The 21,607-nt window shown below is 70.4% G+C and carries 20 protein-coding genes; 11 read left to right on the plus strand and 9 right to left on the minus strand.

Going from position 1 to position 21,607, the window contains the following annotated elements; translation table 11 throughout:
- Nucleotides 1–9: 9 nt before the first annotated feature.
- The 3 genes from recD to recC are packed head-to-tail and all read right to left on the minus strand — an operon-like array spanning nt 10 to nt 8,740.
- The gene (recD, locus tag EXU32_RS16560) at nt 10–1,884 is read right to left on the minus strand and encodes an exodeoxyribonuclease V subunit alpha (RefSeq protein ID WP_130630888.1); all 1,875 of its coding nucleotides are present in this window, start codon (nt 1,882–1,884) and stop codon (nt 10–12) included.
- A complete protein-coding gene (locus EXU32_RS16565) occupies nt 1,881–5,342 on the minus strand; it encodes a UvrD-helicase domain-containing protein (RefSeq protein WP_130630889.1) in 3,462 nt (1,153 codons plus the stop codon). The genes recD and EXU32_RS16565 overlap by 4 nt, the downstream gene beginning before the upstream one ends.
- Entirely contained in the window at nt 5,339–8,740 is a 3,402-nt protein-coding gene (gene recC / locus EXU32_RS16570) for an exodeoxyribonuclease V subunit gamma (protein ID WP_207233838.1), read from the minus strand. The genes EXU32_RS16565 and recC overlap by 4 nt, the downstream gene beginning before the upstream one ends.
- Before the next feature lie 95 nt (nt 8,741–8,835).
- Between recC and EXU32_RS16575 the strand changes: the two genes are divergently transcribed.
- From EXU32_RS16575 to EXU32_RS16585, 3 genes are read left to right on the plus strand one after another with little or no spacing between them, the layout of a single operon-like run.
- Nucleotides 8,836–9,084 (plus strand): type II toxin-antitoxin system Phd/YefM family antitoxin, encoded by a 249-nt coding sequence (locus EXU32_RS16575; RefSeq protein ID WP_130630890.1) that lies wholly within the window; start codon nt 8,836–8,838, stop codon nt 9,082–9,084.
- The gene (locus tag EXU32_RS16580; protein WP_130630891.1) at nt 9,081–9,470 is read left to right on the plus strand and encodes a type II toxin-antitoxin system VapC family toxin; all 390 of its coding nucleotides are present in this window, start codon (nt 9,081–9,083) and stop codon (nt 9,468–9,470) included. The genes EXU32_RS16575 and EXU32_RS16580 overlap by 4 nt, the downstream gene beginning before the upstream one ends.
- Entirely contained in the window at nt 9,467–10,024 is a 558-nt protein-coding gene (locus EXU32_RS16585) for a GNAT family N-acetyltransferase (protein ID WP_130630892.1), read from the plus strand. Before EXU32_RS16580 ends, EXU32_RS16585 begins: the two co-directional genes overlap by 4 nt.
- Before the next feature lie 135 nt (nt 10,025–10,159).
- Here the strand turns inward: EXU32_RS16585 and EXU32_RS16590 are convergent, their stop codons facing one another.
- From EXU32_RS16590 to EXU32_RS16605, 4 genes are all read right to left on the minus strand, one after another.
- Nucleotides 10,160–10,759 (minus strand): cadmium resistance transporter, encoded by a 600-nt coding sequence (locus EXU32_RS16590; RefSeq protein WP_130631255.1) that lies wholly within the window; start codon nt 10,757–10,759, stop codon nt 10,160–10,162.
- The gene (gene cmtR, locus EXU32_RS16595) at nt 10,756–11,115 is read right to left on the minus strand and encodes a Cd(II)/Pb(II)-sensing metalloregulatory transcriptional regulator CmtR (protein WP_130630893.1); all 360 of its coding nucleotides are present in this window, start codon (nt 11,113–11,115) and stop codon (nt 10,756–10,758) included. The genes EXU32_RS16590 and cmtR (EXU32_RS16595) overlap by 4 nt, the downstream gene beginning before the upstream one ends.
- A 110-nt stretch (nt 11,116–11,225) precedes the next feature.
- Nucleotides 11,226–12,161 (minus strand): cation diffusion facilitator family transporter, encoded by a 936-nt coding sequence (locus EXU32_RS16600; RefSeq protein ID WP_130630894.1) that lies wholly within the window; start codon nt 12,159–12,161, stop codon nt 11,226–11,228.
- On the minus strand, nt 12,161–12,538 hold the full coding sequence (locus tag EXU32_RS16605; protein ID WP_130630895.1) for an ArsR/SmtB family transcription factor: 378 nt from the start codon (nt 12,536–12,538) through the stop codon (nt 12,161–12,163). The genes EXU32_RS16600 and EXU32_RS16605 overlap by 1 nt, the downstream gene beginning before the upstream one ends.
- An 82-nt stretch (nt 12,539–12,620) precedes the next feature.
- Here EXU32_RS16605 and cmtR (EXU32_RS16610) point away from each other — a divergent pair, with 82 nt between their 5' ends.
- Nucleotides 12,621–13,010: a Cd(II)/Pb(II)-sensing metalloregulatory transcriptional regulator CmtR gene (gene cmtR, locus EXU32_RS16610; RefSeq protein ID WP_130630896.1), complete on the plus strand. Its 390-nt coding sequence runs from the start codon at nt 12,621–12,623 to the stop codon at nt 13,008–13,010.
- An 11-nt stretch (nt 13,011–13,021) separates the two neighbouring features.
- Here the strand turns inward: cmtR (EXU32_RS16610) and EXU32_RS16615 are convergent, their stop codons facing one another.
- Nucleotides 13,022–14,287: an IS110 family transposase gene (locus tag EXU32_RS16615; RefSeq protein WP_130630897.1), complete on the minus strand. Its 1,266-nt coding sequence runs from the start codon at nt 14,285–14,287 to the stop codon at nt 13,022–13,024.
- 263 nt (nt 14,288–14,550) lie between these two features.
- Between EXU32_RS16615 and EXU32_RS16620 the strand changes: the two genes are divergently transcribed.
- The 6 genes from EXU32_RS16620 to EXU32_RS16645 all read left to right on the plus strand — a co-directional run bounded on the left by EXU32_RS16620 (nt 14,551) and on the right by EXU32_RS16645 (nt 20,124).
- Nucleotides 14,551–16,518 carry a heavy metal translocating P-type ATPase gene (locus tag EXU32_RS16620; RefSeq protein ID WP_130630898.1) on the plus strand — a complete coding sequence of 656 codons (1,968 nt, stop codon included), beginning with the start codon at nt 14,551–14,553 and terminating at the stop codon, nt 16,516–16,518.
- Entirely contained in the window at nt 16,515–17,159 is a 645-nt protein-coding gene (locus EXU32_RS16625) for a DsbA family protein (protein ID WP_130630899.1), read from the plus strand. Before EXU32_RS16620 ends, EXU32_RS16625 begins: the two co-directional genes overlap by 4 nt.
- The gene (locus EXU32_RS16630; protein ID WP_130630900.1) at nt 17,140–17,772 is read left to right on the plus strand and encodes a vitamin K epoxide reductase family protein; all 633 of its coding nucleotides are present in this window, start codon (nt 17,140–17,142) and stop codon (nt 17,770–17,772) included. The genes EXU32_RS16625 and EXU32_RS16630 overlap by 20 nt, the downstream gene beginning before the upstream one ends.
- 282 nt (nt 17,773–18,054) lie before the next feature.
- Entirely contained in the window at nt 18,055–18,510 is a 456-nt protein-coding gene (locus EXU32_RS16635) for a TlpA disulfide reductase family protein (RefSeq protein ID WP_165399712.1), read from the plus strand.
- Nucleotides 18,507–19,265, plus strand: a complete 759-nt coding sequence (locus EXU32_RS16640; RefSeq protein ID WP_130630901.1) for a cytochrome c biogenesis CcdA family protein — start codon at nt 18,507–18,509, stop codon at nt 19,263–19,265. The genes EXU32_RS16635 and EXU32_RS16640 overlap by 4 nt, the downstream gene beginning before the upstream one ends.
- Before the next feature lie 160 nt (nt 19,266–19,425).
- A complete protein-coding gene (locus EXU32_RS16645) occupies nt 19,426–20,124 on the plus strand; it encodes a transporter substrate-binding domain-containing protein (protein ID WP_130630902.1) in 699 nt (232 codons plus the stop codon).
- A gap of 76 nt (nt 20,125–20,200) precedes the next feature.
- Here EXU32_RS16645 and EXU32_RS16650 read toward each other — a convergent pair whose 3' ends face one another.
- Nucleotides 20,201–21,175, minus strand: a complete 975-nt coding sequence (locus EXU32_RS16650; RefSeq protein WP_130630903.1) for a threonine ammonia-lyase — start codon at nt 21,173–21,175, stop codon at nt 20,201–20,203.
- 71 nt (nt 21,176–21,246) lie between these two features.
- On the opposite strand from EXU32_RS16650, the gene EXU32_RS16655 reads away from it, so the two are divergent.
- Nucleotides 21,247–21,474, plus strand: a complete 228-nt coding sequence (locus EXU32_RS16655) for a FitA-like ribbon-helix-helix domain-containing protein (protein ID WP_130630904.1) — start codon at nt 21,247–21,249, stop codon at nt 21,472–21,474.
- The last annotated feature ends 133 nt before the right edge of the window (nt 21,475–21,607 follow it).

The following is a 21,607-nucleotide window of genomic DNA, read 5'->3' on the forward strand; positions in this document are numbered from 1 at the left end:
GTCGAGCGGTCAGACCCGGTGGCGCAGGCCGGTCGCCCGCTGGGTGCGGCGGGTGACGGCCGCCCGGATCGCCTCGTGCGATCCCACGAGCGTGATCGACTCCTGGGCGCGGGTGATCGCCGTGTAGAGCAGCTCTCGGGTGAGCAGCCGGGAGTCCGCGTCGGGCAGCAGCACGGTGATCGACCGGGCTTGGCTGCCCTGGCTCTTGTGGATCGTCATCGCGTGCGCCGTGTCGACCTCACCGAGGGTGGAGACGGCATGCACCTGGGGAGCGGTCGGCTCACCGAAGACACCGACGACCCGACCGTCCTCGCGCAGGGACATCACGCCGGTGTCGCCGTTGTAGAGGCCGAGGCCACGGTCGTTGGTCGTGACGAGCAGCGGGCGTCCGAGGACCTGGCGTCCGGCGTAGTCGGTGGTCTCACCGAGCCAGCGCTCGACGCGGTCGTTCCACGGGCCGACGCCCCAGGGGCCATCGCGGTGGGCGCACAGCAGGCGGTGCTCGCCGAGGGCGCGCAGGGCGTCGGCGTGCCGACGGGCCAGCGCGAGGTCACGCAGTCGGGCCGCGTGCTCGACCAGCCTGGGCCGCAGGACCTCGTCGGCCCCGAGCACGTCGTCCACGGGCAGGTGCTCGACCGGGCCGCCGGGAGCGGCGGCATCGAGCAGCTCGAGGACCCGGTCGGCGTCACCGACCCGGACGGCCTCGGCCAGCTCGCCGATCTCCTGGCCGAATCGGTGCGAGGTGCTCAGCCGGACCACGGGTCCGCTCTCGCCGTAACCCGCGACGAGGTCGGCGAGCACCGCGCCGGCCTCGACCGAGGCCAGCTGGTCGGGGTCGCCGACGAGGAGCAGCCGGGTCGTGGGCCGAAGCGCCTCGAGCAGGCGTGCGGTGAGGGTGAGGGAGAGCATCGACGCCTCGTCGATGATGACGATGTCGTGGGGAAGGGGGTTGCGCCGGTCCCGCCGGAACCGGTTGCCGCTGTCGGGGCGCCAGCCGAGCAGGCGGTGGATGGTGACCGCCTCGATGTCGCTGCCGAGCCGGTCACGGTCCTGGGCGGGCAGCCCGGCCAGCGAGCCGAGGACCGACTCGCGCAGTCGGGCCGCCGCCTTGCCCGTGGGCGCGGCCAGCGCGATGCGGGGCCGGTGGCCGCTCGACTCGGCCTGCTCGAGCAGCAGGGTCAGCAGCCCGGCGACGGTCGAGGTCTTGCCGGTGCCGGGGCCGCCGGCGAGGACCGTCGTGAGCCGCCCGGCAGCAGCCTGCACGGCCGACCGCTGCTCGGACCAGGTCGCCTCGGCGAAGACCCGGTCGAGCCCGTCCTGGAGCATCTGCGCGTCGATGCTCGGCTGCGGCGCCGCAGCCCGGCGGGCCAGGTCGTCGGCGACCTGGACCTCCTCGCGGTGGTAGCGGTCGAGGTAGACCAGGCCGTGCTCGACGAGCAGCACCCCCGCCTCACCGAGGGCGCTGGTGCGCACCCGGTCCAGCCAGGCGTCGGTGGGCGGCAGCTCGAAGGGGGAGGCTGTGCTCGTCCCCTCGATCCCACCGTCACTCTCGATCCCGCCGTTACCCTCGGACTCGCCATCCCGCGCGGTCCCGCCGCCAGCCTCGGTGCCGCCCTGGACTCCAGAGTCGCCGGCGGTGGCTCCCGCGGCGAGGAGCTCACGGGCGTGCTCGGGCGCCATGCTCGTCGAGCCTTCGCGGGCGGCCCGCACCGTGAGGGCGAGGGTGACCCGCGCGAGTGGGTCGCTCTCGTCGACGAGCTCGGCCAGGCGCGTGGCGACGTGGACATCGGCGGCCTCGAGGATGCCGGCGGCGTTGAGGTCCGCCAGCTCTCCGGTCGCGGTGCGCGCCAGTCGCCGGTCGTAGCCGTCGAGGATCTCGGTCATGGCGTCTCCTCGGGGGTGGCGGTCGAGGGTCCGGCCGCCGCGGGCCGACGACCGTCCAGCAGGTCGGACACACCCTCGATGAGCGCGATCGGCGGCTGCCAGGAGAAGACGCCCGTCGGGTGCCCGTCGACGGTGGGGGTGTCCGGTCCGGCCATGCCGCGCAGGTAGAGGTAGAGCACGCCACCGAAGTGCACCGACGGGTCGTACCCGGGCTGGCGCCACCGCAGGAAGCGGTGCAGCACGACCCCGTAGAGGATCGCCTGGAGCGGGTAGGAGGAGTGGTTCATCGCCTCGCGCAGGGCGGCGGGGTCGTAGTGCTGCGTCGTCAGCGGGGTGTCGACGGGCCCGAGCCAGTTGGTCTTGTAGTCGACGACGAGGTGGCGCTGCCCGACGCGCAGCACGATGTCGACCGAGCCGGTGAGGTAGCCGCGCAGCGACTGGTCACCGAGGAGCGGGTTGTCGAGCACGTCGGCGAAGGGCAGGACCGGGTCGTCAGCCGGCAGGTGCTCGCGCATGAGGGTCGCGAGGTCGCCCAGCACCGCCTGCGCGGCCGACGGTGACGGCGCGTCGTCGCCGCCACCCAGCGGCAGCTCGAACTCCATCTCGCACAGACGGTCCCGTGCCCCGATGTCGGCCAGGCTCGTGCCCGGGGCCAGCGGCCCGAGGGGGGTGCGGACCACCTCGACGAGGGCCTCGGCGAGGGCATCACGATCGAGGTCGGGCACGGGCCACGCGATGATCTGCTCCTCGACGTGGGCCCGCAGCTCGGCGAGCAGGTCCGGTGCCTGTGCATCGGCCTCCTCGAGCACCGCGTGCACGAGCGAGCCGAAGCCCGCGCCGACCGGCAGGTCGGCCATGGGCGAGGGGATGTGCGTGCCCCCGCCCTCCGGGGTGAGCCCGTCGTCCCCTGCCGAGGGGGCGAGCCCTTCGCCCCCTCCAGAGGGGGCGAACCCGTCGCCGACGACGGCGAGAGGGGCGCTCCCTTCGTCGTCCTGACGGTCGGTGACCTCCGGCTCGCTGGCCACGAGGGTGTCTGCTCCGGCGTGGGTGACGTCGTCGAGCGGTCGGGTCAGGGCGGTGTAGGAGGTGCGCCGCCAGTCGTCGTCGACGGTGCGGGTGAAGCCGCGCACCGACAGGTCGGTGGTCGTCTCGGGCCGGGCCATCGGCACGGGTGACGGCTGGTCGACGTACTCGACGCGCAGGGCGCCGCGGTGCTCCCACTGGGTCAGCTGGTCCTGGAGCGTCGCGTCGCCGGGGACGGGGTGGGTGCGCGGGACCGGCCCCTGGCCCTGCGAGCGACCGAGGAGGACCCGGTGGAGCGAGGAGGGCCCGGTGTTGGTGGCCGAGGGGAACCACCACGTGACGACCTGGCTCTGGGCACGGGTCATCGCCACGTAGAGCAGTCGCAGCGACTCGCCGCTCTCCTCCGCCGCGGCCCGGTCGAGGCGGTCCTGGCGGCCTTCGTCGGAGCTGATCCCGATGTCGAGGCAGCGGGTGCGGTCGGCGCGGTGGAAGTGCAGCACGTCCGGGCGCGGCAGCCAGCGGTCGCAGACGAAGGGGAGCATGACGATCGGGTACTGCAGCCCCTTGCTCGCGTGGATCGTGGCGAGGTGGACGGCGTCGGCGTCGCTGTCGAGACGGCGGGCGCGCTCCTCCTTGCGGGTCGCGCCCATGCGCTCACGCAGCCACGCGGTCAGCGAGGCCAGCCCGTCGTCCTCGGTGACGACCCGCTGGTGGAGGGTCTCGCCGATGTGGCGCAGGTCCGTCAGGAGGCGCTCGCCGTCGGTGCGGGAGAGGACGCGGGCGTCCATCCCGTCAGCGGTGGCGGCGGCGAGGACCGCTGCCACGCCTCGCCGCCCGAGCAGGGCGGCCCAGGTCCGCAGCCGGTGGGCGACCTCCTCGGTGACGTCGTCGCCGCGGTCGTCGAGCTCGCGGGCACCCAGGCCGACGAAGGGAGTGAGTGCCGCCGCGCGGACCCGCTCGGGTCGGTGGGTCAGCTCCATCGCCTCGAGCAGGGTGAGCCAGGCGGTGGCGGCAGGGGAGTCGTAGATGCTGTCGCTGGAGACGATGACCGAGCGCAGCCCGACGGCGGTCAGGGCGGAGCGCACCTCGTCGAGCTGCCGGCGGGTATGCGCGAGGACGGCGACGTCGCCGGCGCGCAGGAGTCGCCCGTCGAAGGTCGTGCGGCCCGTGAGCAGCCGGGTGATCTCGGCGGCGCAGTCGGCCGCGACGATCGGGCGCACGGTGCCGATCGACACCGAGCGCTCGCCGGGAGGCAGGACCCGCTCGCTGGGCAGGGCGCGCAGCCGCACCGGGGCGAGCAGCCCGTCGGGAGCGATGCCGTCGGCGACCCCGAGGCGCGACCCCTCGTGGGCAGCGCTCACCGGGTGCACGACGATCTCGGAGTCGCCGAGCTCGGCCCCGCCGAGCAGGACCCCGAGGCTGCGCACCAGCGGCCCGTCGGAGCGGTGGTTGACCCCGAGCGTGTGCCTGGTGGTCGCGCTCTCGGAGGCGGTCAGGTAGGTGTCGACGTCGCCGCCGCGGAACCCGTAGATCGCCTGCTTGGGGTCGCCGATCAGGACGAGGGTGCTGTGGCCGCTGAAGGCGCGGTCGAGGATCTGCCACTGGACGGGGTCGGTGTCCTGGAACTCGTCGACGAGCACGACCTTCCACCGCTGGCGCATCCGCTCGCGAGCGGGCGAGTCCTCGTCCTCGAGGGCCGTGGCCAGGTGGGAGAGCAGGTCGTCGTAGCCGAGGACGCCCTGCCGGCGCTTGCGACGGTCGAGCTCGGCGCGCACGAGATGGGCGAAGCGCAAGCTGCGCGCGTCCGCGGTCCCACCCTCGAGGACGCTGGGGTCGAGCTGGGCGTGCGGGTTGTCGGTCACGGCGCGGGCGATCTCCCCGGCGCGCTGCCGGGTGAAGGCGGGCGGTCCGCCCTGGGCGAAGCCGCGGACGTAGAGGTCGTCGACGACCTCGTCGCGCAGGTCGGACAGGTCGTCGACGAGCCGGGAGTGGGGGTCGGAGTCGCCGGCGACACCGAGCCCGCGCAGCACCAGCTGGCAGAACTGGTGGGTCGTCGCGATCGTCGCCGCGTCGAAGTGGGTGAGCGCGTCGCGCAGCCGGCGGGCCCGCTCGGCGACCTGCTCGTCGGTGCCCTCGCGCAGGAGCGCGACGACGGGGTCGGGCGTCGGCAGGCTCGGGTCGGCGACGTGCCGGTGGACGTGGCGCAGGTGCTCACGGACCCGCTCGCGCATCTCGCGGGAGGCGGCCCGACCGAAGGTGATGACGAGCATGTCCTCGAGCCGCACCACCCCCTCGGCGATGTGCCGGGCGACGAGGGCCCCGATGGTCCACGTCTTGCCGGTCCCCGCGCTCGCCTCGAGCAGGACCGTGCCGGTGGGCAGGTCCGCGGTGATGTCGAAGGGGGTCAGCTCGCTCGTGCTGAAGCCGGCGCTCATGAGGTGCTCCCGACGTTGTCGAGGGCCGGGGCCCAGATCTTCGGTGCCAGGGTGGCCAGGTCGCTCCCCGGGCCGGCCGGTGCCTCGAGCAGCACCTCGAAGGGAGCATCGCTCCCGTGGACGAGACGCCACCACGCGTCGTCACGCTCGCCGGGGAAGCCGAACTTCTGGTTGGGCAGCCACTCGCCGACGGCCTTCTGCGTGGCGGCTCGCCGGTGGGTGGGGTTGCGGTGGACGACCTGCATCCATGCGTGGGCGGTCTTGACCGGCAGGGGGAGGGGCGCGGTCTGGCCGAGGGAGTAGACGTCGATGAGGGCAGCCAGGTGGGAGCGGGCCGCAGCCTGCGGAAGGGCGCCGTAGCTGGTGCGGGCGACCTTGCCGCGCGAGCCCTTGCCGAGGGCCGATGCCTGCCAGCCCTCGTCGTCGGTGCCGCCGGCGGTCAGCGCGAGCAGCCGGATCCACGAGGCCATGAGCTGCTTGGGGCCCAGCCGAGAGTAGGTCGCGTCGACGACGTGCAGGCCGCGCACACCGTCGACGGTGCCGGTCAGTCGCACGTCTGCGGGCAGAGTGACCTCGACGTCGACCGAGCGGGGGTCCTCGGGCGGGCCGAGGGCGAGCTGGCCCATCAGCAGCTCGACGGCGCGGCCGATCTCCTCGAGGGTCGCCTCGCCGAGGCCGGCGGGTGGCAGCTCACCGCGCAGCAGCTCGGCCCGGTAGATCGAGCGCGGGTCGTGTCCGGCGATGCGGGCCCGCAGGGCGCGATCGCCGACGGTCCATTTCTGCAAGCCGTCGAGGTCGATGGGCAGCCGGTCGCTGACCTCCTCGGCCTCGCGGGAGACACCCACGTGCAGCCGGTCGCGCAGGAACCCGCGAGCGGGGTTGTCGAAGAACAAGATCAGGTCCGCGAGTGAGATGTCCTCGATCGCGCGCGCGGGCAGAGGAGCGGTGAGCAGCCGACCGGGTGCGGTCCGAGGGCCGGCGCTGGCCCGGGCGGCGTCCAGCGCTGAGCGGTCGAAGCTGAAGGGGCGCGACCCGCCGACCCCGCCGGCGGTGAGGTTGCGCGCGTCGAAGGGCTGCAGCGGGTGCTGCATGACGTCGATCGGGGCGGCGGTGGTCTCCCGGGCGGCGTCGACGAGCTCGCCGAGGGGGACGGCCGGCGGGCAGGGCTCGCCACTGTGCTCGTCGGCGCCGGTGTAGGCGATGACCAGGCGCTCGCGGGCGGCCAGGACGGCGTCGAGCAGGAGCTGGCGGTCCTCGCTGCGGGCATCGCGCTCGCCGGTCAGCGGACGTCGGGCGAGGACGTCGTCGCCGTCGACGCTCTGCTGCCGGGGGAAGGTGTCGTCGTCCATGCCGAGCAGGCACACCACGCGGTGGGGCACCGAGCGCATCGGCGTCATCGTGCAGACCGTGAGGCCCCCGGTGCGGAAGCTGGCGCGGCTCGGTCGGCCGGCGAGCTGGTCGGCGAGCAGGACGCGCACGTCGGCCAGTCGCAGTGGGACCTCGTCGCTGGCGTGGCGCGCGGCGGAGGAGAGGGTGCGCTGCAGGTCGCCGACCTGCCAGCGCTCGCGGGTGGGGACGTCGGTCAGCGCGAGGACGGTCTCGGTGAGGCCGTCCATCCACTCCGTTGCCGTGCCGGCACGCTCGAGCCGGTCGAGGCCGTCGCCGATGCGGGCGAGCAGCTCGCTGACCCGGCCCACGAGGTCGACCGACCCGCTGCCGACGTCGTCCAGCGGCATGACTCCGCCCACCTGCAGCGGCCCGTCGGCGGAGACGGTGACGCCGAGCAGCAGCCGGTCGAGACCGAAGCGCCACGTCCCCTGCGGCTCCACGTCCAGCGCGAAGGGGGCCCGCCCCGCCTGGTCGTAGCCCCACCGGATGCCCGAGTCACCGACCCATCGGGTCATCGTCGCGAGATCGTCGTCATCGAGCCGGAAGCGCCGGCGCACCGGCTCGCTGGCCGCGAGGTCGAGCACCTCGCTGGCGGTGAGCCGCCCCCCGGCCAGCCCGACGAACCGGTCGGCGACGGCGAGCAGCGGGTTGGTCGCCCGCAGCGACCGGTCGGCGAGGCGTACCCGCAGTCGGTGGGCCGGGTGGGTGTCGACGCCCTGGGCGTCGGTGCCGTGGTCGCCGAGGCCGAAGGCCGCCCCGATGAGCGGCGCATAGGTCTCGACATCGGGGCACATGACGAGCACGTCTCGCGGCTCGAGCGTCGGGTCGTCGTCGAGGAGCCCGACGAGCACCTCGCGCAGCACCTCGACCTGCCGGGCGGGGCCGTGGCAGGCGTGGACCTGGATCGACCGGTCGTCCTGCGGCACGGTGCGGGCCAGTCGCTCGCCCTCGTCGGGTACGTGGTCGTCGCGCAGGTCCGCCTGCAGCCACTGGAGCACCGAACGCTGGCTGAGGTGCGACGGAGGAGCCTCGAAGCCCGGGGCGGTGTCGAGGTTCGGCCGCGGACCGCCTCCCACCTCCACCGACGCAGCCGCCCCCAGCGCCCGCGCCAGCTCGCGCGAGTCTCGTCCGAGCGAGGCAAGCAGCGGATGGCGCACGAGCTCGCTCGTCGAGTCCTCGACCCTGGCCACGACGCCCTCGGAGGCGGCGGGCGCCAGCCGCTCCCACAGGTCGGTCGACGGCTGCGGCAGCCACAGGTGGACATCGCGGGAGAGGGCGAGGGCCTCGAGCAGCTCGACCTCGGTGACGGCCAGCCTCGTGTGACCGAAGAGCGACAGGCGCTCGGGCAGGTCGAGGCCGTCGCCCCCACCAGAGGGGGCAAGATCGCGCAGCCGGGCGACGGTCTCGGCGTGCCGCACATCTGGCGGGGGAGCGTCGACGGCCGTGACGAGTCGCCGCCACAGCTCGGCCTGCCAGGTGAGGTCGGCGTCGAGGGGGTGGCCGGCCCCGTCGGTGTCACGGCCCTCGCGCCAGTCGGTGAGCATCGTGGGTCGGCTCTGCCCGTAGCGGTGGAAGAGCCGGGCCAGCCGCAGGGCGACGGAGTATCGCCGTCCGGCCCGCACGTCGAAGAGGTCGCCCGGCGCGGTGCCGTGGCCGAGGTGGCGGCTCAGCGCGACGCACCACGGCTGCCCGAGCGAGGCGTCGATGACCTCGAGGAGCGGCCAGACGAGGTGCTGCGGCAGCCACGGGTCGTCGTCGTCGCGGCCGGTGAGCATCGTGACGAGGGAGCGGGGGCGCAGGAAGGTGACGCCGGCGCACACCCCGTCGTGCCCCCCTTCGCCCGTACCAAGGCGGTGGGAGAGCCGCTGGGCCAGCCACCGCTCGATGCCCTGCTCGGGCACGACGACGACCTCCTGAGCGAAGGGGTCCGGCAGCGGGCTCGACAGCAGCTCGCCGAGCTCGTCGGCGAGGGTGTCGGTGCGCTGCGCGCGGTGGAGGTGAAGTGCCACGGTCAGACCGTATCCGCGCAGACCGACAACGCGCGCCGGACCGTCCACACGCTCGACCGCTGCCTGCTTGTGCTACAGCACGCTACAGTTGGTTCATGACCACGATCAGCCAGCGGGAACTGCGCAACGACAACGCAGAGATCATGCGCGGTGTCGAACAGGGCGAGAGCTACACGGTGACCCGACGTGGGGTCCCCGTGGCGCGGTTGTCACCCTTCACCGGGCAGACGGACCTGCGGTGTCTGCGGCCAGCAACCAAGCGATCGCCCTTCGCCGAGATCCGCCGGGTCCGTGCCACCGAGTCCACCCAAGAACTCCTCGACGACCTGCGGGGCGAGCGGTGAGCTCGTGGTACCTCGACACCTCGGCTGCCCTGAAGCTCGTGATCGACGAGCGGGAATCGAGCGTGCTGGTCGATCACCTGGACACAGAGACCCCCGACCTCGTGGCCTGCCTGCTGCTCGAGACGGAGCTGCGTCGGGCAGCGCAACGAAGGGGTGACCTCACCCAGGAGATGGTGACCCAGCTGATCGAGCGGGTGAACCTCTTCGAGGTGCCGACATCGCTCTTCCGCGAGGCAGGGCTGCTGGGTGGGGCCCACCTGAGATCGCTCGACGCACTGCATCTCGCGGCAGCCATACGCATCGGAGCCGACGCCATCGTGACCTACGACCACCGCATGGCTGAGGCGTCTCGCGACCTCGGTTTCGCTGTCATCGCTCCCGCATGAGCGACCTGCAGCACGTGCGCACCGAGCGGCTCCGGCTCGACATCCCGACCATCGACGACCTGTCGGACCTGCACGCCATCTACTCGGACCCGCGGACCTGGGCGCATTCCCCGGAGGACCTGCAGACGGATGAGCGCACGACCTTCGTCATGCTCGCCGGCTGGATGGATGGGTGGGAGAGCGACGGGCTGGGACCGTGGATCGTGCGCTCGCTCGAGGACGGTGCCTTCCTCGGCAACGCGGGGTGCTGGCTGCGGCCGGGTGGTTGGTGGAACCTCGGCTACGGCATCGCCCCGGACGCCCGCTGTGCGGGTGTGGGCACCGAGGCCTCGCGTCCCGCGCTCGCGGCAGCCCGCGAGATCGCTCCTGAGTCGCCGGTCATCGCGTGGCTCCTCGAGCACAACATCGCGTCCGAGCGAGTCGCCACCAAGCTGGGCATGACCCGGCAGTACCGCGCCCCGGACGAGGGCAACCCCAACCCGGACGCCGTGCGCCTGATCTATGCCGACCGAGATCTGACAGCCGAAGAGCTGGCTGCCCGCCTCGGGTGGTGACCCCAGCATCGTCGGAGCCACCTGACAATCTCGCTGGCGACCTTCACGGATCGTTCATGTCTTCACCGCATGTTGACGGGTGCGCGGTGATGGTCGTCCGGCGGACCGCCACGGACCTGACCGATCCTGTCTTCGCTAGAGACCGAATGCTCCGCCGGTGACGAGGATGACGATGCCGAGGCCGATGAGGACGATGGGGAAAAGGATGTGTTCCCAGCGTTCGAGGATCTCAGCGATCGGTGGGCGGGTGGCGACGAATTTGGCGAGTACGACCAAGACGGCGACCAGCGCGAGGAAGACGATGCAGTAGGCGACGACCGCTAGGGGGTCCACGCTGAGGAAGACGGGGGTGTAGACGCCGATGTTGTCTCCGCCGTTGGCGAAGGTGACACCGGCGACGGTCCACGCGCCGATCTTCTTGCCGGCGACCTTCGCGTCGTCGTCATCGTCATCGTCGCCGCGCCAGGCGTTCCACGCAGCCCAGAGCCCGAGGGCCAGAGGGATGAGCCCGAAGTAGGGAATGGCCCCGGAGGGCAGGAAGGCACCGGCGCCAACGGTCACCAGCACTGCCGCGCCGAGAATGCCGGCGAACCCGAGGTACTGGCCGACCAGGATGCGGGTGGTGGTGCCGCGCTGGCCCGCGCCTCGAGCGAAGAAGAGTGACAGCACGATGATGTCGTCGATGTTGGTGGCCATGAACAGGCCGATGGCCTGGAGTGTCGTGGTGAGCATCAGGCGTCCACCTCTCCTGCACAGCAGCCCGGGACAAAGCAGCCTGGATCGATGCATGGGGCGCCGTCGTCGACAGCCAGGGTGACGTCGACCAGCGCCGCCAGTGCCTGTGCGAGATGTGAGTCGACGATTTCATAGCGCGTCCTGCGGCCCTCGTGCTCGGCAATGACGATGCCGCAGTCGCGCAGGCAGGCCAGGTGGTTGGACACGTTCGAGCGAGTCAGGTCCAGGTCCCGGGCCAGCTCTGCCGGGTAGGCCGGGCTGTCGAGCAGGGTCAGGAGGATCCGGGATCTGGTCGGGTCGGCCAGCGCGCGGCCCAGACGACGCATGACGTCCAGTCGAGAAGCAATGGTTAGCATGTGGTGAACTGTACAGCAGTTGCTGAATCACTTGGCCCAGAGTGGCAAGGGGGACGCGGGGGTGGCTCTCGGTGAGCGCGTGGGCGGACGTGCTCATGGGTCGGGTCGCTCTACGTGTGTTGAACCGAGGTGCATGCTCGCGCTCGTACTGCGGCCGTCTCGAGCTGGATGGTGGCATGCTCGAAGGAAACGGGAAAGTGCTCCTTCACACACGAAGTGATCTGCTCCAGGATCTGTGGTGCGTGGCCCGACTCGAAGCACTCGTCGTCGATCACGACGTGCGCGGAGATGACGGGCAGGTCAGTGCCGATCGTGGAGGCGTGCAGGTCGTGGACCTCACGAACATGCTCCAGCTCAAGGATGTGTGTCCGCACGGCGTCCAGGTCGACGTCCTTCGGGGTGAACTCCATCAGCACCCGCACGGTCTCGCGCAAGAGCTTGTATGCGCGGGGGAGGATCAAGGCCGCGATGAACAGCCCGGCGATGGTGTCCGCTCGTTGGAACCCTGTGGTGGCGATCACGATGGCGGCCACGATCACCCCGAAGGAACCCAAGGCGTCGTTGAGCACTTCGAGGAATGCCGCGCGCATGTTGAAGTTCGCGTCGCGGCTGGAGGACAGGATCACCATTGCGACGATGTTCGCCGCGAGTCCGATGATGCCGAAGAGCAGCAGCTCCCTGGCTTGGACCTGCGTGGGCTCAACCAGTCGGCGGACCCCTTCGATGGCCGCGTACGAACCCACCACCAGCAGCAACGCCGCTTGGCCCAGGGCAGCGACGATCTCGATTCGCGCGAAACCCCACGTGCGCTGGCTGCTCGGAGGCCGCAGCATCATGGTGGCCGCGATGACCGCGACCAGCAGGCCGGTGGAGTCCGATAGAGCGTGGGCAGTGTCCGTCAGCAGCGCCAGGCTGCCGGTGATGACGCTCCCGATCGCCTGCGCGATGACGATGAGCGAGGTGATGCCGAAGGCAAGCAGAAGGCGGTTGCGCAAGCCACTGCTCGCTTGCCCATTCGTCGGGCCGTGGTGGTGGTCGGATCCCATCAGACCTCCTCGGTCGCAAGTTGGTCGTGGTCACGGTGCTCGCTCAGGGACAACACCGCGCCCGACGCTGCCAGTAGCGCATCCGCGCTTTCGAAAAGGTCAGACAGTCGGGACGGATCGGTCAACGAGATCCACGACGCGCGACCCTCGGTCCGCACCCTCACCAGCCCACAGTCCCGCAGGCACGCCAAGTGCTTGCTCACCGTCGACTGAGCCAGGTGCATGTGGTCGACCAGGTCACGGACCCGATGTTCCCCACTGGAGAGGTGCTTCAGGAGCGCCAGGCGCGTGGGCTCGGCCAAGGCGTGGAACAAGGCGGCGCAGGCGTCAGACACCTCCATCGCAGCTGGACTTTCATGCTGGCTATTGATCGTCATGGAGCGATGCTACCGCCATTGAACGATGAGTTGGTACCCACGCGGTTGGCCCATGAGTCAGTTGGCAATGTATGGTCACTGCATGCTGAACAATGCTGCTCGACTGGACGTGCTCAATCGATTGGGTAGGGCGATGGCGGACCCGACCCGCGCGCGGATCCTGGTGACGCTGCTGCGGGAGGCAAGTTATCCCGCTGAGCTGGCGCGTGACCTCGATCTGAGCCGTACGAATGTCTCGAATCATCTGGCCTGTCTGCGCGGCTGCGGGATCGTGGTCACCGCACCGGAAGGGCGTCGCACCCGGTACGAGATCGCTGACGCGCATCTGACTCGGGCATTGGAGTCGCTGATGGACGTGGTCTTGGCGGTCGACGACGGGGTCCCCTGCATGGATGCGGACTGCGATGTACCGCTGTGCTGCGGAGCCACGCCTCCACTCACCCTCGATGAGAAGAATGAGGTCGCGCGATGAGAAGCCCTGTGTCAAGCCGCCTGGTTTTGGGTGGCTCGTCGGTTGGTCAGGACGCGTTGGAGCGCGTGGTGCTTGTCGGGGTCGTAGGCAGCGTTGTCTTGCCAGCAGTGCCAGATGACGTAGAGCCAGGCGCGGGCGAGGATGCGCACGGCGTGGGCGTGATCGTGTCCGCGGGCTCGGGACCGGTCGTAGAGGTCGGCGGCCCAGAGGTTGGCGTGTCGGCTGCCGCCGGCGAAGTCGGTGACGGCGTCGCGCAGTTGCTTGTCGCAGGCCCAGCGGAAGCCGACGACGCGCATCTTGCCGGATTGTCGGGTCGAGGGCGCGACGCCGGCCAGGCAGGCCAGGGATTCGGGGGTGGGGTACTTGGCGCGGCAGTCGCCGATCTCGGCCAGCAGCCGGGCGGCGCGTACGCGTCCGGAGCGGGGCAGGCTGGTGAAGATGTGCCCGTCGGCGTGGGCGTCGAGCTGGTCGCCGATCTGGCGGCCCAGGATCTTGATCTGCTCGACCAGGGTCGTCAGCAGCGCGATCATCGCGTGGGTGCTGCCGGCCTCGGCGGTGGCCGCCGGGCCGGTCAGGCCCCTGGGTGCCTGGGTCAGGTGGGCGTGGAGCACGGCAGGGTCGGTGCGGCCGCTGTAGCCGACCGAGGCCAGCCACTTGCCCAGCCGGGCGGGAGAGAGCCAGTCGGCGCGCTCTTGGGTATCGAAGCGGGCGATGAAGGCCAGGCTGATCTCGGAGTCGAGGTCGGCGAACAGGCCCACCGCGCCGGGGAAGACGATGCTCAGGTGGGCGCGCAGCTGGTTGGCGGCGGCGACCCGGTGGGCCACGAGGTCCTTGCGGGTGCGGCAGGCGCGGCGCAGCGCCGTGGTGGCCTGGGTGTCCGGCTCCAGTCGGCGCAGCTGGGCCCGGTCGGTGCGCAGGGTGTCGGCGAGCACGAACGCGTCGAAGCGGTCGTCCTTGTTGCCGGCCGAGCCGTACCGGCCGCGCAGGTTCTTGACCTGGTTGGGGCTGATCACCACCACCGTCAGTTCGGCCTCGAGGAGGACGTCGATGATCGGCCCGTCGGGTCGTTCGATGGCGACCTCATCGACGCCGTGCTTGGCCAGGAAGATGACCAGGTCGCGCAGGCCGGTCGTGGTGTGTTCGACCATGACGCGCGCTATTTCGCGGCCGCGGCCGTCGACGATGCACGCGGCGTGGTCATCCACGGCCCAATCGATGCCGGCCGTGACGTCGTTGAGTGGGGTTTCGGGCAGGGTGGTGCTGGTGGCAGACTGCATGTCAGCCTCCTCGCTGCTAGTCCCAGTGGGGAGGCACCCTCATGTGGTGCCGCTGGTGCCGGGACGCAGCTGCCGGTTCGCTCACTGATCGGCGCTCGGAGGCGCTCAGCCCTGTCGACGGTCTGCACGTCCCGGGTAACCACCAGACCTCGCAGATCTCATCGTGGACATCCAACGCATCGAGCGAGCTGGGCGATGGCCTGGTGGCACCTCGGGTGCATCAACGCCCTATCGGAGAACGCTGATACAAGGAAGGTAGACCAGTGAGCGATGCATGCTGTGGGGTCTCTGACGAGCCGGTGCACGAGGACCTGGCACCGTGGTGGCGCGACCGGGAATTGGCGCTGCCGGCCGCCGCTGGAGTGTTGTGGCTGGCCGGCTTGGTTCTGGAGTCCGCCGGGGCCGAGGGCTTTGGTGTGGCCGCGTACGCGCTCGGTCTGGGGGCGGGTGCGTGGACGTTTGCTCCGGCTGCCATCCGCCGCCTCGTCACCGGGCGTGGGCAGGGCCGGTTGGGTGTGGGCCTGCTGATGACGATCGCCGGTACGGGTGCCGTCCTGCTGGGGCACGTGGGCGAGGCGGCAGCCTTGGCCTTTCTGTTCTCGATTGCCGAGGCGCTTGAGGACCGCGCTATGGACCGGGCCCGTCACGGGCTGCGGGCGTTGTTGTCCCTGATCCCAGAGACCGCTGTCGTTTCACGAGCGGGAACTGATGAACGGATCCCCGCGGAGCAGGTTCGGCGGGGCGATGTCCTCGTCGTCGGCGCTGGCGACCGGGTCAGCACGGACGGCGTGGTCGAGGCGGGTCACTCGTGGATGGACACCTCTGCGATCACCGGCGAGTCGATCCCCGTCGAAGTCGCGCCCGGCGACGAGATCGCGGCCGGATCGGTCAACACGTCGGGCACATTGCGCATCACAGCAGTCGCCGACGGGCGGGACAACTCCCTGACCCAGATGGTCGAGCTCGTCGAGCAGGCTCACGCGGACAAGGGCGAGCGTGCGCGCCTGGCTGACCGCATCGCCCAACCGCTCGTCCCCCTGGTGCTGCTGGCCGCTGCTCTGGTCGCGGCGTACGGGTTCGTGGTGGGCGACCCACAGACGTGGATCGAGCGTGCGCTGGTGGTGCTGGTCGCGGCCTCGCCCTGCGCGTTGGCGATCGCGGTCCCGGTCACGGTGATCTCAGCGATCGGCTCGGCCAGCAAGTTCGGGGTGATCATCAAGTCCGGAGCAGCCTTCGAGCAGCTCGGGACGATCCGCACGGTCGCCTTCGACAAGACAGGCACCCTGACTCGCAACGACCCCCGGGTGGTGGCCACTCACGCGGCCAAGGGCCACACCGACGCTGAGGTGCTCTCCTTGGCAGCGGCACTGGAGGCCACCAGCACCCACCCCCTGGCGTCGGCGGTGGTCGCTGCCTCACCAGTTCATCCTGCGGCGAGCGATGTCCACGAGCACGCCGGACACGGCGTCAGCGGGTTGGTGGACGGACACCGGGTACGCGTGGGCAGCCCCCGCTGGGTCGCCCCGAACGACCTGAGCGAGCAGGCCGACGCCATGGCCAGCCAAGGCATGAGCCTGATGGTGGTCGAGGTCAACGATCAAGCATGCGGCGTGATCGGCATCCGCGACGAGCTACGCCCCGAGGCAGCCCAGGCCATCGCCGCCCTGCACCAGCAGGGCGTGTCCACCGTGATGCTCACAGGTGACAACACACGCACCGCGCAGGCCATCGCCGCTGAAGCCGGCATCCGACAGGTGCACGCGGAGTCCCTGCCCCAGGACAAGGCCGACCACATCCGCGCCTCGATGGCCACGGCCCCGACGGCGATGATCGGCGACGGAATCAACGACGCGCCCGCCCTGGCCACTGCCACCGTCGGTATCGCGATGGGTGCCGGCGGTTCCGCCGCCGCAGTCGAGTCCGCAGACGTTGCCTTCACCGGCCACGACCTCCGCCTGCTGCCACAGGCCCTCGCACATGCCCGCCGCGGACGAGCGATCATGACCCAGAACGTCGTCCTGTCCGTGGTCCTGATCGCGGTCCTCTTCCCGCTCGCTCTGTTCGGCGTGCTGGGTCTGGCCGCGGTCGTGCTGGTCCACGAGGTCGCCGAGGTCATCGTCATCGCCAACGGTCTGCGAGCCATCCGCACCCAGCGCCATTCCCAGCCTGTGGCCAGAATCGATGACTACCCTGCGCGCCAGCAGCCCCCTTCGATGATTGGATCCCGATGAGCAAGAGCCTGAAACTGTCCATGGTCATGATCGTGGCGGTCCTGGTGGCCTTGGTCGCTGCGGTGACGTTCAGCCGGGCCGGCGAAGAAGCGGCACCCACGGGGTCCGGAAGCGGTGCCTCCGCGCCCTTGGTGCGCGATGACAGCCCTCGCCTGACCTCCGGCAAGAAGGCAGTGTTCGTGGAGTACCTCGACTTCGAGTGCGAGGCCTGCGGCGCAGCCCACCCCGTCATGACAGACCTGCGAGAGAAGTACGGCAACGACGTGACCTTCGTGGTGCGCTACCTGCCCCTCCACGGAAACTCGATGAACGCGGCACTGGCTGCCGAGGCCGCCCGTGAGCAGGACAAGTTCGAGGAAATGCACGACAAGCTCTTCGAGACGCAGGCCGAGTGGAGCCACTCCGAGGCCTCGAAGGAGAAGACCTTCGAGGGATATGCCCAGGAGCTGGGGCTGGACATGAAGCAGTACCGCGCCAGCCTGAAGGACCCCGCCGCCGCGAAGCGCATCGAGCAGAGCACGAAGGACGCCCAGACACTGGGTGTCACCGGCACCCCCACGTTCTTCCTCGACGGCAACAAGATCGAGCCGACCACCATCGCCGACTTCGAGACCAAGCTTGATGCCGCAATCGAAGACTGAGCCGGCCGTCGTCACTCCGTCGGCTGCATTCAACGCACGCGGACTGGGCTGGCTGTACCTCGTCGGGGGCCTGGTCGGGCTGCTCTGCGCCGGCGTGCTGCTCGTGGAGAAGATCGAGCTGCTCAAGAACCCGGACTACGTCCCCTCGTGCAGCATCAACCCGATCCTGTCCTGCGGCTCGGTCATGGTCACCCCGCAGGCAGACGCCTTCGGCATCCCCAATCCGCTCATCGGAGTCGCCGGGTTCGCAGCCCTTGCCATGCTTGGAGCAGTCCTGGTCAGTGGCACAAGCCTTCGGGCATGGTTGTGGGTCGCGACCCAGGCCGCGGTGACCCTCGCGGTGGTGTTCATCCACTGGCTGATCTTCCAGAGCCTGTACGTCATCGGCGCACTGTGTCCCTATTGCATGGTCGTGTGGGTCGTGACCATCGCCGTCTTCTGGCACACCACCATCCACAACCTCCAGCGTTGGCGAGCCACCACGGCTCGGCACGTACCCCGGGTGGTATCAGTGCTCATCGAGTACCGCGCAGCAGCACTGACCGCGTGGTACCTCGTGATCATCGTGCTCATCGCCATCAGGTTCTGGAACTACTGGGTCACGATCCTGTGATCACTGACCCGTGGACCGAATCGCCATCACGCCGAGAGGCCGAGCGGCATCCTCCAGCCACCCCGGCGCCAACGAACGACGACCCCGACACCTCGCCGCGCATCCACGCACACGCGCCGACAACCTCAGGAGCATGAGACCCGAATGACCGCACGTCGTCCATCCCGCCGAAGTCTCCTCACCGCGGCAGGTGCCATCGCTGCCACCGGTGCTCTCGCCGCGTGCTCCTCATCCGGCGCCGAGGATGACCAAGACCTCGGCTATCGATCCGGGGACGGCAGCGTGACCGCCTTCGACGAGTCCCAGCGGGGCGAACCGGTTGAACTGGCTGGTGAAACGCTTGACGGCCAGACGTGGGACAGCGCCGATCACCGTGGCAAGGTCGTCGTCGTCAACGTCTGGGCCAGCTGGTGCGGACCCTGCGCCAAAGAGGCCCCACACCTCGTCGCGCTCAACAAGGAGATGAAGGGGGAGGACGTGCAGCTCGTCGGGATCAACTTCCGAGAGTCCTCCGTGGCGACCGGCAGAGCACAAGCCAAGACGTGGGGCTTCACCTGGCCCTCGATCTACGACAAGTCCGGAATCACCTCGATCGCCATGCAAGGCAAGATGACCACCCAGCCCTCCACCGCTGTCCTCGACCGCCAGGGTCGTATCGCTGCGGTTGTCCTCGGAGCGACCACGCAGTCGACCCTCCGAGGCTTGATCGAGGACACCCTTGCCGAGGGGGGCCGATGATCGTCTCCTTCACGACCGGGCTCAGTGACCAGGTCGCCAGTGGGGCTCTGCCTCTTGCGGCGCTCGTCGCGGCCCTCGCCGGGCTAGTCTCCTTCGCCACGCCCTGCGTGCTGCCCCTCGTACCGGGCTATCTCGGCTACGTCACCGGCCTGTCCGACGTAGCACTGGAGAAGCGCAGCCGCGGCCGGATGGTCTTGGGCGCGCTGCTGTTCATCCTCGGCTTCACCCTCGTTTTCGTTCTTGCCTCGATGTTCGTCGCCACCGCTGGCCGCGCGCTCGTGGAGCACCGAGAGCTGCTGATGCGCATCGGTGGCGTAGTGGTGATTCTCATGGCCCTTGTCTTCCTCGGCGCCGGTTCGCAGCGGACCTTCCGCCTGCCGATCAAGCCCGCCACCGGCCTGACCGGGGCGCCCGTCCTCGGGGCCGTCTTCGGCCTGGGCTGGGCGCCCTGCATGGGCCCGACACTCGCCGCGGTCCTCGCGCTCAACCTCGCCGGCGACGCCTCGATCACCCGAGCTGTCGTTCTCGCCGTGGCCTACTGCCTCGGGCTAGGACTGCCCTTCATCCTCATCGCCGCGGCCTACGAGCGCTGGGCCCCGGTCTCGAACTGGCTGCTTCGTCATCAGCGCAGGATCCAGATCGCCGGCGCAACCCTGCTGATCATCGTCGGGGTACTCCTGCTCACCGGCGGCTGGGATGCGATCGTCCAGCCGCTGCAAACCAGACTCATCAGCGACTGGGTAGTGCCCCTCTGAGGTGATGGAGCGTGGCTCGCTGATGTCAGGTTGTTGGCTACGCGAGATCGCCGCTGCCGAGTGGCGCGGCAAGCCGGTTCGCCGACCGCGACCCGACCGACCAGCAGCTGGCGGCGACGCTGGCCTGAGCCCCGCCGGGCGAGTGTGATCGGATGCCCGTATGACCTCCTCCGACTTGCTGCCCGGGCTCTGCCCGACCGGCTCCCTCCGCGTCGTCATCAACCTCGGCAACCCGGTGCTGGCACAGGGCACCCCTGAGGCGCCCACCGGGGTCACCGTCGACATCGCCCGTGAGCTGGCGGAGCGTCTCGGGGTTGAGCTCGAGCTGACCACGGTCACCGCCGCACGCCACGCGTACGCGGCGCTCGTCGAGGGCCACGTTGACGTCGGCTTCCTCGCGATCGAGCCGGCCCGTGAGGAGGGCGTGCGCTTCACCACCCCCTATGTCGGGATCGAAGGGGTCTTCGCGACCGGCGACACCGACCTCACCGTCGCTGACGTCGACCGGGAGGGCATCGAGATCGCGGTCCGCAGCGGCTCGGCCTACGACCTCTATCTCACCCGCACGATCGAGCACGCGACGATCCTGCGCGGGGACGAGGCCGAGGACGTCTACGAGGGTGGCGCCGACGTCCTCGCCGGAGTCCGCCAGCCGGTGACCGTCTACGCGCAGCAGAACGGCCTGACCGTGCTCGAGCCGGCCTTCCAGGCAATCCGTCAGGCGATCGCGGTTCCCCGCGACCGTCCCGAGTCACAGGTGGCCGCGCTGACTGCTGTCGTCGAGGAGCTCAAGGGCAGCGGCTTCGTCGCGGCGAGCCTGGAGCGGGCCGGTCAGGTCGCCACGATTCCCGGGTCCTGAGGAGTTTGCGCAGCAAGCGTCACGAAGGGCAGGGCTGAGTCGGGTCGGCCCTTCGAGGCGGCCGCGGGCGGCCTCCTCAGGGACCGGTGGCGAGCACCTCGGCCAGGACCGACGCGTCGACATTGCCACCGCTGGCCACGACGACGACGGTCTGGCCGGCGAAGCGCTCTTTGTGCGCCAGGACGGCGGCCAGTGCTGCGGACCCGCCGGGCTCGACGACGAGCTTCAGCGTGCGCACGGCCTCGCGCATCGCGACCCGGGCCTGGTCGTCGGTGACCTCCAGTGCCTCGACCGGGTGCCGCGAAAGGGCCTCGAGCGTGTGCTGACCGACCGTCGGTGAGCCGATGGCATCGAGGAAGACCGGCACGGCCGGCACCTTTTCCACCTGCCCGGAGGCGAGCGAGCGCGCCATCTTGGGGTAGCCGGCCCGCTCCACGACGAAGGGGGTGACCCCCGGCAGCGAGTGCCGCACCGCCTCGATGGTTCCCGACGAGAGCCCACCACCGCTGCAGGGGAGGACGACCGCGTCGGGGGAGTACCCCCCTTCGCCCAGCTGGTCGACGATCTCCAGGCCCACCGTCCCCTGGCCGGACATCACGCGGACATCGTCATAGGGGTGCACCAGCGTCAGTCCGCGCTCGGCGACGAGCTCGCGGCCGACCACCTCGCGGTCCTGCGTCGCCGGGTCGTAGAAGACGACCTCGGCGCCCCACCACCGGCAGCCGTCGACCTTGATCCGCGGGGCGTCCTGCGGCATGACGATCGTCGCGGTCGAGCCGGTCATCTGCGCCGAGGCGGCGACCGCCTGCCCGTGATTGCCGGTGGAGAAGGCGAGCACACCTGCCGCCCGCTCCTCGTCGCTCAGGGAGAGCAGGGTGTTGAGCGCGCCGCGGATCTTGAAGGAGCCGGTCAGCTGCAGCGCCTCGGCCTTGACGAGGACCGTTGCGCCCGTGAGCTGGTCGAGCATCGGCGAGGAGAGAAGGGGGGTCCGCCGCACCCTGCCCTCGAGCCGCTGCGCTGCCGCCCTGATGTTGTCGATGCCGAAGTCCATGGGTCCATCATCGGTGACGACCGACGAGGGCAAGCCAGGCGCGGTTGCTTGCAGAGCGCTAGCACGAGGCGATGGCGACGCTCCACATCCGTGACATCCCCGGCGATGTGGCCGCGACCCTCAGCGCGCGAGCGGCCACGGAGGGCCGGTCCTTGTCAGCCTACGTCGGTGCCGAGCTGAGCAAGCTGGCCCAGCGGCCCACGAATGCCGAGCTGGTGAGCAGGCTGCGGGCGGCAGATCGGCGTGGAGCCCCGACGCGAGAGGACATCCTGGCTGCCCTGCACGAGGGCCGCCGATGATTGTCATCGACGCGTCGGCAGTGATCGAGGCCCTCGTCGGGAGCGCTCCCGACGACCGGCTGCTCGATGCCCTGACCGAGTACCTCGAGGCTCCTCACGTACCTCGACCTGCACATCCATCGTCGCGAGGCCG

The sequence above is a fragment of the Janibacter limosus genome (assembly GCF_004295485.1).
Classification (GTDB): Bacteria; Actinomycetota; Actinomycetes; order Actinomycetales; family Dermatophilaceae; genus Janibacter; species Janibacter limosus_A.

What these genes read in the sequence shown, in the direction of transcription:
- EXU32_RS16575 (WP_130630890.1), top strand. Translation starts at nt 8,836, where the DNA reads ATGACCACGATCAGCCAGCGGGAACTGCGCAACGACAACGCAGAGATC.
- EXU32_RS16565 (WP_130630889.1), bottom strand. Translation starts at nt 5,342, where the DNA reads ATGAGCGCCGGCTTCAGCACGAGCGAGCTGACCCCCTTCGACATCACC.
- EXU32_RS16605 (WP_130630895.1), bottom strand. Translation starts at nt 12,538, where the DNA reads ATGACGATCAATAGCCAGCATGAAAGTCCAGCTGCGATGGAGGTGTCT.
- cmtR (WP_130630893.1), bottom strand. Translation starts at nt 11,115, where the DNA reads ATGCTAACCATTGCTTCTCGACTGGACGTCATGCGTCGTCTGGGCCGC.
- EXU32_RS16655 (WP_130630904.1), top strand. Translation starts at nt 21,247, where the DNA reads ATGGCGACGCTCCACATCCGTGACATCCCCGGCGATGTGGCCGCGACC.
- EXU32_RS16585 (WP_130630892.1), top strand. Translation starts at nt 9,467, where the DNA reads ATGAGCGACCTGCAGCACGTGCGCACCGAGCGGCTCCGGCTCGACATC.
- EXU32_RS16640 (WP_130630901.1), top strand. Translation starts at nt 18,507, where the DNA reads ATGATCGTCTCCTTCACGACCGGGCTCAGTGACCAGGTCGCCAGTGGG.
- recD (WP_130630888.1), bottom strand. Translation starts at nt 1,884, where the DNA reads ATGACCGAGATCCTCGACGGCTACGACCGGCGACTGGCGCGCACCGCG.
- EXU32_RS16650 (WP_130630903.1), bottom strand. Translation starts at nt 21,175, where the DNA reads ATGGACTTCGGCATCGACAACATCAGGGCGGCAGCGCAGCGGCTCGAG.
- EXU32_RS16630 (WP_130630900.1), top strand. Translation starts at nt 17,140, where the DNA reads ATGCCGCAATCGAAGACTGAGCCGGCCGTCGTCACTCCGTCGGCTGCA.
- EXU32_RS16645 (WP_130630902.1), top strand. Translation starts at nt 19,426, where the DNA reads ATGACCTCCTCCGACTTGCTGCCCGGGCTCTGCCCGACCGGCTCCCTC.
- EXU32_RS16625 (WP_130630899.1), top strand. Translation starts at nt 16,515, where the DNA reads ATGAGCAAGAGCCTGAAACTGTCCATGGTCATGATCGTGGCGGTCCTG.
- cmtR (WP_130630896.1), top strand. Translation starts at nt 12,621, where the DNA reads ATGCTGAACAATGCTGCTCGACTGGACGTGCTCAATCGATTGGGTAGG.
- EXU32_RS16600 (WP_130630894.1), bottom strand. Translation starts at nt 12,161, where the DNA reads ATGGGATCCGACCACCACCACGGCCCGACGAATGGGCAAGCGAGCAGT.
- EXU32_RS16615 (WP_130630897.1), bottom strand. Translation starts at nt 14,287, where the DNA reads ATGCAGTCTGCCACCAGCACCACCCTGCCCGAAACCCCACTCAACGAC.